Below are 6,470 nucleotides of genomic sequence, written 5' to 3' on the forward strand. Positions count from 1 at the left end.
CTCACGGACTGTTCTGGGTCACCGTCGACGAGTTGATCGCGGCGAATTGCGCGATGGCCCCCGTATTCATGGCGCCGAGCTGAGACACGACGCTCGTCGCCGATTGGCCGGTCTGGCCGACAAAGGCAAAGTTGTTCATGCCCGCCTGCCCGACCGACGCCGAATTCGTTCCGCCGAATTGCAGGATCCCGGTGGCGTTGTTGGTGCCGTGCTGGACCACGGTCGCGCTGGTGCTGCCGCCGATCATGAACACGCCGGCCATGTTGAGCTGGCTGTTCTGGTTGAGCACGACGGGCGGTCCGCCGACCGACACGATGGTCTTGATATCGGCGGTCTGCGCACCGGCCGATCCGGCGCCTGCGCAACAGAGAGCGAGAAGTGCGCCACACGCGACGCCTTGAAGGTGTTTCATGACATGCCTCGCCACTGGAGATGCGCTCACGGAGTCTGCTGGAGAATCGTCGAGCCGTTCAGGATGCCGAGTTGGCCCACTCCGGCGGTGTTGTTCGCGCCGATCTGTCCGATCAGGCTCGAATTGGAGCCGCCGACCTGGCCGGCCAGCGCCGTGTTGGTCGCGGTCGCCGTCGTGCCGCCCTGCCCGATCACCGAAGTATTGACGGTGAGAAGCGAGCCCATCTGCAAGGTCGTCGCCTGGTTGGTCGCGCCGAACTGCAGCGTCGTGGCGCTATTGTTGGTGCCGCCGCTCTGCGAGATGAAGGAGGTATTCGTCGTGCCGAATTGAAGCACGCTGGCCGAGTTGCCGGCCTGGGCATCGACAGCAGTCAGCACGCTGAGCGTGACGATCGTCGCAACGAGAAATCTGGTCCGCATGTCATTTCCTCCGCGAAAGTCGGCGTGGGATCCCTTACCTGGTCCACCGGCCTGATTGCGGTGCTTGCGAGAATGGCCCGGACGCGCCGCGCTGTGACGCGCCCGGCCAAACAGGGGCTGGTTCAGTGCGCCGTCTGCGAGACGCCGCTGGTGTTGACGCCGAAAACACTGAGCTGACCGACGGCAGCCGAGTTGTTCTGAAGCGCGGGGGGCCCGAACGAATTCTGGGTGATCCCGCTGCTGTTGTTGCCGAAGGCCACCTGGCCGGTGGCCGCCGAGTTCTGCACGCCGATCTGGTTCACGGAGCTGGCGTTGTTGAGCGAGGCCGAGCTCGTGCCCTGCATGGTGGACGCACCGTTCAGGATGCCGACTTGCGTGGTCGACGAACTGTCATTGGTGAGACCGTTCTGCGTGACGCTCGACGCGTTCACGATGCCGACCTGCACCGTGGTCGAGGTGTTGGCGGCCTGGGCCGCGGAGGAAAGAGCGAACACGGCAACGGAAGCAAAAAACAATTTGCGCATGGAGTATCCCTTTCTGGCCAAGTTGTCTGACTGGTTTCGGATGCCGGTCTGAAGGAGGTCGACATCGTGGGATGACTCTGAACCGATCGTGCTCCATGCGATAGACTGCTGTTCATGCTAGTCGGTACGGACTAGACGCTGCGCGAAAAGTCGCCGCTCGCACTAGGCTTGCGACTGTCCCGCAGCGCTCCGCGCCGTCTCGTGCGCCATGCTGTCGATCAATCTCGCCACTTCGATCGGCGAGCGCAGCTCGAGCTTTCGCATCATCCTGGCGCGATGTACCTTGACCGTCACTTCGCTGAGCTGGAGCTTCGCTGCGATCTGCTTGGCAACCAGGCCTTCGGCCATCAGCAGCATGATCTCCCGCTCCCGCGCCGTCAGCGTTTCGACGCGCTGGCGCGCCGCGCGCACCGCGTCTTCGCGCTCCATCCGCCGGCGATCGCGCTCGATGCCGTGCCGGATCGCATCGAGGATCTCCTGTTCGCGGAAGGGCTTTGGCAGAAACTCGACCGCGCCGCGCTTCATGGCCTCGACGGATACGCGGACGTCCGAATGACCGCTGATGAAGACGATCGGTATGGGCACGCCGGATTCGGCGAGCCTGCGCTGAAGCTCGAGCCCGGTTGGCGACGTACCGGGAAAGCGAACGTCGAGCACGAGGCATGAGGGTCCGTCAGACAGACTCTCGGCGAGGAATTCGTCCGTCGAGGCAAACAGCCTCACCTGATGTCCGGTCTCCTCGCAAAGGCTTCCGATCGCGTTCCGTATCTGAATTTCATCATCAACGACATAAACTGTGGCTTGATTTGAATTCATTGCAAAAGACTCCCGAACTTGGCGCTCGATGATCCAGCAACGAGCTGTCCATTGTTCTTGCAAGCGATAACAAGGTGCTTGAATCCATCGGCGAGAATCGGCCGAGTCGTGTCGGCCCGCCGATGCGAGTTCTTACGGCCAGCACGCGCTCAAGACGAGTGAAGGCGTTCACATATCGGGTTTCGTGATCGGAGGCAGTCGACGTCGCCGTTTGCAGCATCACGGCGAAACGCCGTAACAGGACTACGGCAATCAGGCGTCGTGGCGTTGATATCGCCGGCTGCGTCATGGCGTCGCCACCCGTCCGCCAACTTGAACGCCGTTGGCCAGCCGCCTGGGCCTGACCAGACGAGGCGTTCAGTCAGCTGTCGAATTCGATACCRCGCGCTTCGTTTTGAATACGCTCGGTATGCGATCCGTGCAAGTTGCAAAAGCTTGCAGCCGCCCGCTTTTACTTTTGGATCATGGAGTGCACCCGTCCGTCGCACCATCAACGCCGACACACTGACGAGACGGCGCTACCTTGGGTGAAATACAACCATAACGCGATATTTGGCATTTCCGCTAACAAAGTCATTTCAAGAAGGCGGTTTTGATATGCGATTTGTGCCAGTCATTGTCCTGCTTGGAACTGCATGCGGCCTCGCCGCGATCTACGGCGCGGTGCCGGACGTCGTCGCGGGTGCTGCCGGGAGCGCCGCGGGCGGCGCGAGCCGCGCCTATGAATCGACGAGGCAACTCCTCAAGCCCGGCGGCGGCGAAGCCCCGACCTTCGGATCGGATGCGCCAGTGTTCCGCTACGCCGCAATCCAGCGCGGCAGCATCGAGCAGACGGTCACCGTCACGGGCGCCCTGCAACCCGTCAAGACGATCGAGGTCGGCTCGCAACTGTCCGGACAGCTCGCCCGCGTCTATGTCGACTTCAACGACACCGTCAGCAAGGACCAGCCGCTTGCCCTGATCGATCCCCGTAGTTTCGCAGCCAAGGTCGATGAAGCCAAAGCAGCACTGGCGGTTGCCGACTCCCTGGTCGACATCCAGCGCGCCAAGCTCGATCGCGCCAGGATCGATCTGCAAAACGCCAAGGGCAGCAGGGACGTCCTCGTCGCCAAGCTCGACAGCGCCCAGGCGGTCAAGGCGTCGGCGCAGAAGACCTTGCAACGCAAGCTGGCGCTCCAGTCGCAAAATGTCGTGGCAACGTCGACGGTCGACGACGCGCAGACGGAATTCACCGCGCGTGTGGCCCAGGAGCGCGAGGCCGAGGTCATGATGTCCCTCAATGCCTTCTCGGTGGACGGCGCCCGCGCCGACGTCCGCCGGATCGAGGCCGAGCTGGACCAGGCCAGAATGGCGGTGCCGGAGAAAGCCGCCGTCCTCGCGGCGGCCCAGGCCGATCTCGACCGCACCGTGATCCGCTCGCCGATCGACGGCGTCGTGGTCGGCAGATTCGTCAACGAAGGCCAGACGCTCGCGGTCGGCCTCGAGTCCCGCACGACCTTCGTGGTCGCCCACCGCCTGGAGGACATGGAAATCCACGCCCTGGTCGACGAAGCCGATATCGGGCGCATCGCGCCCGGCCAGCGCGCTCACTTCACGGTCGATGCCTATCCCGACCGCCGCTTCGAGGCGGCGGTGCGGCAGGTGCGCAAGGCGCCGCAGAACCAACAGCACGTGGTGACCTATACGGTCGTCCTGTCGACCTCCAATCTCGACGGCGCGCTGCTGCCCGGAATGACTGCCCTGGTCAAGATCGTGATCGAGCAGCAGGACAACGTGCTGAAAGTGCCGCTGGCCGCGCTGCGCTTCCAGCCCCAGGGCGCGCGGGCAGACGCAGCCCCCGGACGCAACGGCGTCTGGGTGCGGACCGCCAACGGCGCGCTTCAGCGCATCCCCGTGACTGTCGGAGCGGCGGGCACCGAACAGGTCGCGCTCAGGAGCGGGGAATTGGTCGAGGGCAGCCAGGTCGCGGTCGGACAGGCGATCCGGCCGGCCGGCATGGAATTTCTCGGCATCAGGTTCGGATCATGACAGCCACCCTGCCCCTCATCAGCCTCCGATCCGTCGGCAGGACCTATCGCACGGACGGGATCGCAGTGGCTGCGGTACGCAATGTCAGCTTCGACATCGATCAGGGCGAGATCCTCGCCGTCATGGGACCGTCCGGTTCCGGCAAGTCCACGCTGATGAACATGATCGGACTGCTCGATCTGCCGAACGAGGGCGCGGTCTATCTCAAGGGAGCGAACGTCGCCGACCTCTCGGAAGACCGCAGGTCAACCTTGCGCGCCCGCAGCATCGGCTTCGTGTTCCAGTCCTACAACCTGCTCGCGCGCCACAACGCGATCGAGAACGTCGCCCTGCCATTGGTCTATTGCGGGGTGGGCCGCAAGGAGCGCCTCGCGCGCGCCGAACAGAGCCTGCAAGCCGTCGGCATGCTGCATCGGGCGCATCACTTTCCGCGCCAGCTGTCGGGCGGCGAGCAGCAGCGCGTCGCGATCGCGCGCGCGCTGATCGCCTCTCCGCTGATCGTGCTCGCGGACGAGCCGACCGGCGCACTCGACAGCCGCACCGGCGCCGAGATTCTGGCGCTGTTTGCCGCACTCAACCGGACCGGCCAGACCATCGTGATGATTACCCACGATCCCGGCATCGCGACCCAGTGCCGGCGCACCATCCGCCTGCATGACGGCGAGCTCGTCAGCGACGAAACGCTGGCTCCGCTGCTACCGAAACGGAGCGTTGCATCATGACGATGCTTCAGGGGTTTCAGATCGCCCTGCACGCCCTGCGGCTCAACCCGCTGCGCAGCTTTCTCACCATGCTCGGCATCGTGATCGGCGTCGCCTCGATCGTGACGGTCTTTGCCATCGGGTCCGGCGCGCAGCTTCGCCTCCAGGAGCAGATCCGCTCGATCGGCGCCAACGTGCTGATGATCACGCCCGGCGCCGTCTTCCAGGGCGGCGTGCGTCTCAAGGAAGGTTCCAAGCTGACGATGACCGAAAGCGACGTGCAGGCCATCCTCGAGCAGATTCCGGAAATCCAGGCCGCGGCCGGCTCGATCGCCGGAACGGCCCAGATCATCCACGAAAGCAAGAACTGGAACACGACGATCAATGGCACGACGACCGGGCACTTCATGGTGCGCGACTGGCAGCTCGCGTCCGGACGTTATTTTTCCAATGCCGAAGAGGCCGCCGCCGGCAAAGTCGTGATCCTCGGCAGCACCGTCGCGCGCGAGCTGTTCGCGCCGGGCGATGATCCCATCGGCGCGCAGATCAGGATCATGAAGGTCCCGCTCGAAGTGGTCGGCGTGCTCGATCGCAAGGGACCCGCGCAAGATGATGTCGCCTTCGTCCCCCTCACCACGGCCAAGCTGCGCTTCCTCGGCAGCGCCAGCAACATCAACCGGGATTCGGTCGCCTACATCATTGCGAAGGTGGCCGCCGACGGTCAGATGCAGGGGGCACGATCCGAGATCGAGAACCTGCTGCGGCAGCGGCATCGGATCGTTGCCGGTCAGGAGGACGACTTCAAGGTCCAGGATCCGGCTGCGGCCATGGAAGCGCAGCAGGGTGCGATCCGCACCGTGGCGCTTCTGCTCGTCGCCATCGCCTCGGTCTCACTGCTGGTCGGCGGCATCAGCATCATGAACGTCATGATGGTGTCGGTGACCGAGCGCACCCGGGAAATAGGCATCCGCCGCGCGCTCGGCGGGCGGATGCGGGACATCCGTCTCCAGTTTCTCTGCGAAGCGCTCGTGCTCTGCCTGCTCGGCGGCGCCATCGGCGTTCTCGGCGGCGTCACGCTGTCGATGACGGTCGCGCGCATGGCCGGGTGGATCACCTCGATCGACGGCGAGGCGATCGGTCTCGCCCTCGCCTTCTCGATCGCGACCGGCCTCATCTTCGGCTTCTATCCTGCACACAAGGCGTCCAAGCTCAGTCCAATCGAGGCACTCAAGACGGAGTGAGACCATGCTGGGGTGGTCACAACATCGAAACCAAAAGCCAGGGAGGAGCAAGTCATGAGCCCGGATCCGAAAGATTTGATTGCACCGACGCCGCGTGAGCGCGAGCTGATGATGCTTATCGCGCGCGGAATGCAGAACAAGAACATCGCCTACGAGCTCAAGATCTCGGAGAATACGGTGCGAGCGCATATCGGCAACATCATGCGCAAATACCGGCTCCATAACCGAACCCAGATCGCGATCATCTTCGCGCTTCAGTCGGCGCCGCGGTCGCTGCGCCGCGATCTGGCCAATGCCAAGGGCTATCCCCCCGCCGCGAAGCCCACGCC

The 6,470-nt window shown here is 64.1% G+C and carries 8 protein-coding genes; 4 read left to right on the forward strand and 4 right to left on the reverse strand.

The window, feature by feature from the left end; genetic code table 11:
* Position 1 precedes the first annotated feature (1 nt).
* The 4 genes from ACXJMY_RS30785 to ACXJMY_RS30800 all read right to left on the reverse strand — a co-directional run bounded on the left by ACXJMY_RS30785 (position 2) and on the right by ACXJMY_RS30800 (position 2,171).
* Entirely contained in the window at positions 2-412 is a 411-nt protein-coding gene (locus ACXJMY_RS30785; protein WP_456623104.1) for a curlin, read from the reverse strand.
* Between the two features lie 26 nt (positions 413-438).
* Positions 439-831: a curlin gene (locus ACXJMY_RS30790; protein ID WP_456623105.1), complete on the reverse strand. Its 393-nt coding sequence runs from the start codon at positions 829-831 to the stop codon at positions 439-441.
* Positions 832-953: 122 nt separating this feature from the next.
* Positions 954-1,355, reverse strand: coding sequence for a curlin subunit CsgB (locus tag ACXJMY_RS30795; protein ID WP_456623106.1), 402 nt, complete (start codon positions 1,353-1,355; stop codon positions 954-956).
* Positions 1,356-1,517: 162 nt separating this feature from the next.
* Positions 1,518-2,171, reverse strand: coding sequence for a response regulator transcription factor (locus ACXJMY_RS30800; protein ID WP_456623107.1), 654 nt, complete (start codon positions 2,169-2,171; stop codon positions 1,518-1,520).
* Positions 2,172-2,768: 597 nt separating this feature from the next.
* On the opposite strand from ACXJMY_RS30800, the gene ACXJMY_RS30805 reads away from it, so the two are divergent.
* From ACXJMY_RS30805 to ACXJMY_RS30820, 4 genes are all read left to right on the forward strand, one after another.
* Positions 2,769-4,199 (forward strand): efflux RND transporter periplasmic adaptor subunit, encoded by a 1,431-nt coding sequence (locus ACXJMY_RS30805; protein WP_456623108.1) that lies wholly within the window; start codon positions 2,769-2,771, stop codon positions 4,197-4,199.
* Entirely contained in the window at positions 4,196-4,921 is a 726-nt protein-coding gene (locus ACXJMY_RS30810; RefSeq protein WP_456623109.1) for an ABC transporter ATP-binding protein, read from the forward strand. The genes ACXJMY_RS30805 and ACXJMY_RS30810 overlap by 4 nt, the downstream gene beginning before the upstream one ends.
* Complete coding sequence (locus tag ACXJMY_RS30815; RefSeq protein WP_456623110.1) at positions 4,918-6,141, forward strand: ABC transporter permease; 1,224 nt, start codon at positions 4,918-4,920, stop codon at positions 6,139-6,141. The genes ACXJMY_RS30810 and ACXJMY_RS30815 overlap by 4 nt, the downstream gene beginning before the upstream one ends.
* A 54-nt stretch (positions 6,142-6,195) precedes the next feature.
* On the forward strand, positions 6,196-6,470 hold a 275-nt coding region (locus ACXJMY_RS30820; protein WP_456623111.1), incomplete at its 3' end, for a response regulator transcription factor.

It is taken from the genome of Bradyrhizobium sp. P5_C12, assembly GCF_054049735.1.